Raw genomic sequence first — 3,789 nt, 5'->3', positions numbered from 1 at the left:
CCCTGCACATCGTCGGACCCAACATGGCCACCCAGCCCTACGGCATCGGGGTCAACCTGACCAACACCGGGCTGGTCCGGTTCGTCAACGGCACCCTGGAGCGGATCCGCCGGGACGGCACGTGGAACACGTTGTACCGCAAGTGGTTGACGGTGCTGGGGCCCGCGCCCGCGCCACCGACGCCGAGGTATCTGGACTGATGGCCGAGTCGGAGAAGATCGAGCAGCCGGAAACCGGCGCCGACGAAAGCCCGGGCACCCAGCCGCCGGACACGCAGGGCGGCTGCCCGACCACGGGGCGCATCCAGGCCACCCAGGCGCTGTTCCGACCCGACTTCGACGATGGCGACGACGACTTTCCGCACATCTCGCTGGGCACCCTGGACAGCGATCCGCAAGACCGGGTGACGGTGGGGACGCGGGTGCTGCCACCGGTCCGCCACCTCGGCGGCGGCCTGGTCGAGATTCCGCGGGTGCGCGACATCGACCCGCTCGAGGCCCTGATGACCAGCCCGGTGGTGCCGGAGGGCAAGCGGTTCTGCTGGAACTGCGGGAAACCGGTCGGCCGGTCCGGCAAGGAGGGCAAGGGCAAGTCGGAGGGCTGGTGCCCCGCCTGCGGCAGCGCGTATTCGTTTCTGCCACAGCTGAACCCGGGTGACATCGTCGCCAACCAGTACGAGGTCAAGGGCTGCATCGCGCACGGCGGGCTGGGATGGGTGTACCTGGCGGTCGACCACAACGTCAACGACCGCCCGGTGGTGCTCAAGGGCCTGGTGCATTCGGGCGACGCCGAGGCGCAGGCGATCGCGATGGCCGAACGGCAGTTCCTCGCCGAGGTGGTCCACCCGCAGATCGTGCAGATCTTCAACTTCGTCGAGCACAAGGACCGCGGCGGCAACCCGGTCGGCTACATCGTCATGGAGTACATCGGCGGGCAGCCGCTCAAGCACGGCAAGGACAAGAAGCTCCCCGTCGCCGAGGCCATCGCCTACCTGCTGGAGATCCTGCCGGCGCTGACGTATCTGCACTCGATCGGCTTGGTCTACAACGACCTCAAGCCGGAGAACATCATGCTGACCGAGGAGCAGCTGAAGCTGATCGACCTGGGGGCGGTGTCGCGCGTCAACTCGTTCGGCTACCTCTACGGCACGCCGGGATTCCAGGCGCCCGAGATCGTGCGGACCGGCCCGACGGTCGCGACCGACATCTACACCGTGGGGCGCACCCTCGCGGCGCTGACGGTGAACCTGCCCACCCGCAACGGCCGCTACGTCGACGGCCTGCCCGACGACGACCCCGTGCTGGCGACCTACGACTCGTACCGGCGGTTGCTGCGCCGCGCCATTGACCCCGACCCGCGGCGCCGATTCGCCAGCACCGAAGAGTTGTCCGCCCAGCTGATGGGCGTGCTGCGGGAGGTCGTCGCCCAGGACACCGGCGTGCCGCGGCCGGGCCTGTCGACCATCTTCAGCCCGAGCCGCTCGACGTTCGGGGTGGACCTGCTGGTCGCGCACACCGACGTCTACCTGGACGGCCAGGTCCACTCGGAGCGGCTGACGGCCCGCGAGATCGTCACGGCGCTACAGGTGCCGCTGGTCGACCCGGCCGACGTCGCCGCCCCCGTGCTGCAGGCGACGGTCCTCTCTCAGCCGGTGCAGACCCTGGATTCGTTGCGCGCGGCCCGCCACGGCACGCTGGACGCCGACGGCGTCGAGGTGTCCGAGTCGACCGAGTTGCCGCTGATGGAGGTTCGCGCGCTGCTCGACCTGGGCGACGTGGCCAAGGCCACCCGGAAGCTGGACGACCTGGCCGAGCGGGTTGGCTGGCAGTGGCGGCTGGTTTGGTATCGGGCCGTCGCCGAGCTGCTCACCGGCGACTACGACTCCGCCAGAACGCATTTCACCGAGGTACTGGACACCTTCCCCGGCGAGCTGGCGCCCAAGCTGGCGTTGGCGGCCACCGCCGAGCTGGCCGGTGACGTCGATGAGCAGAGGTACTACCAGACGGTGTGGAAGACCAACGACGGGGTGATCTCGGCGGCCTTCGGGCTGGCCAGATGGCTGTCCGCCGAGGGCGATCGCGCCGGCGCGGTGCGCACGCTCGACGAGGTGCCGCCCACCTCAAGGCATTTCACCACCGCGCGGCTGACGAGTGCGGTGACCCTGCTGTCCGGTCGGTCGAAGAGCGAGATCACCGAGGAGGACATCCGCGACGCCGCCCGGCGGGTGGAGGCGCTGCCCCCGACCGAACCGCGGGTGCTGCAGATCCGCGCGCTGGTGCTGGGCTGTGCGATGGACTGGCTGGAGGACAACAGGGCCAGCACCAATCACATTCTGGGTTTCCCGTTCACCGAGCACGGGCTGCGCCTGGGCGTCGAGGCCGCGCTGCGCAACCTCGCCCGGGTGGCGCCCACCCAGCGGCACCGCTATGCGTTGGTGGACATGGCGAACCGGGTGCGGCCGACGAGCACGTTCTGAGTTGCGCCCTTGGCGCGATCGCGTGTGCGTCCAGGGCGGCGACACGCCGTACGGCCCCACCCTGAGCGCACGCTCAAAGCCCTGAGCGCACACGCGATGCCGCCAGCGCGGCGCGAACCCGCCGCACGATCGCGGCCGGCCGGTCCTCGGCGACCACCCGGACGACGATCCAGCCCAACTCCTCGAGCATCTCGGCGCGCCGAATGTCCTTGACGTATTGCCGCCGGTCGGTGCGGTGTTGGTCGCCGTCGTATTCGACCGCCACCAGGTGCTCCTCCCAGCCCATGTCGAGGTAGGCGAAGGGAATGCCGTCGTCGGCTAGCACCGGGATCTGTGTTTGGGGCCGCGGCAGGCCACCGTCGATCAGGAGCAGCCGCAGGCAGCTCTCCCTGGGCGACTGCGACCCGGGGTCGAACAGCGCCAGCGCGGCTTCCAGGCGCCGCAGGCCGGGCGAGCCGGGATGGCATCCCGCGACGCGCAGCACGTCGTCGGCCTTGAAGCCCGTCGCCCGGGCCAGTGCGTCCAGCCGCGCGACGGCCGAGCGCACAGCCCCGCGCCGGCCGATGTCGAAGGCGGTGCGCTCGGGCGTGCTGACCGGGTAGCCGCCGACGAGCTGCGTCTCGCCGTCCAGCAGCACACCGCGCCGCGTCAGCACGCCGCGCGGCGGGCGGCCGTTGGCATGCGCCAGCTCGACGGGCACGTCGTCGGGAATCCATTCGGCGCCATGCAGTCTGGCGGCGGCGGCCCCGACCACCGTCGCCCGGCGCCCCGACCACAGCCAGGCCGCCCGGATGCGCAGCTCCAGCGAGAGCTGGGCGTCGTCGGGCAGGTAGACGTTCGGGAAGACGGGGCGGTAACGGGCCCGCAGTTCATGGCGGCTCAGCACGCCCGACCGCAGGGCCTCGCTGCCGAGGAAGGGTTGTTCCATGCCGGGAAGGTTCGCACCGCACCGCAGAGCCTCGTGTGCGGCCATCCACAGGGAAAACATAGGTCCATGCCGCAGAGTTGACCCATGCCTGGGCAGTCCACCGCATGGGTCAGCACGGCCCGCGCGCTACGGCGAGCCGGGTTCGGGGTGACCGGACCCGAGGTGGACGCCGCACTGGGCGGCGACTGGCCAACTTACGTCGACGCCATGCTGGCCGCGAATCCCGATGCCGACCCGGGAGCGATCGCCAGCCCGATGCCGACGTTGACGCCACCCCGACCGCCCGGAAAGTCCGCCGCGCCCGCGGCCCGCAAGCAGTACAACCAGCAGCTCTCCGAGCAGCAGCGCGCGTTGTCCGACTGGTGGCTGCACCGCATGGTCAGCG

The 3,789-nt window shown here is 70.7% G+C and carries 4 protein-coding genes; 3 read left to right on the top strand and 1 reads right to left on the bottom strand.

Annotated features, from left to right (window positions below; all coding sequences use genetic code 11):
* Both A9X03_RS10260 and A9X03_RS10255 read left to right on the top strand, forming a co-directional pair.
* A partial coding sequence (locus A9X03_RS10260) for a transporter substrate-binding domain-containing protein (protein WP_156669951.1) occupies positions 1 to 200 on the top strand: 200 nt, incomplete at its 5' end.
* Entirely contained in the window at positions 200 to 2,476 is a 2,277-nt protein-coding gene (locus A9X03_RS10255) for a serine/threonine-protein kinase PknG (protein ID WP_068260893.1), read from the top strand. The genes A9X03_RS10260 and A9X03_RS10255, both read left to right, overlap by 1 nt.
* A gap of 73 nt (positions 2,477 to 2,549) precedes the next feature.
* On the opposite strand, the gene A9X03_RS10250 is transcribed toward A9X03_RS10255, so the two are convergent.
* Complete coding sequence (locus tag A9X03_RS10250; RefSeq protein WP_068260896.1) at positions 2,550 to 3,404, bottom strand: DUF559 domain-containing protein; 855 nt, start codon at positions 3,402 to 3,404, stop codon at positions 2,550 to 2,552.
* Between the two features lie 84 nt (positions 3,405 to 3,488).
* Here A9X03_RS10250 and A9X03_RS10245 point away from each other — a divergent pair.
* The coding region (locus A9X03_RS10245; protein ID WP_231975383.1) for a DUF1800 domain-containing protein at positions 3,489 to 3,789 on the top strand (301 nt) is incomplete at its 3' end.

The sequence above is a fragment of the Mycobacterium sp. E1715 genome, from assembly GCF_001667625.1.
Classification (GTDB): Bacteria; Actinomycetota; Actinomycetes; order Mycobacteriales; family Mycobacteriaceae; genus Mycobacterium.
This window is presented reverse-complemented; position numbering and strand designations above follow the sequence as displayed.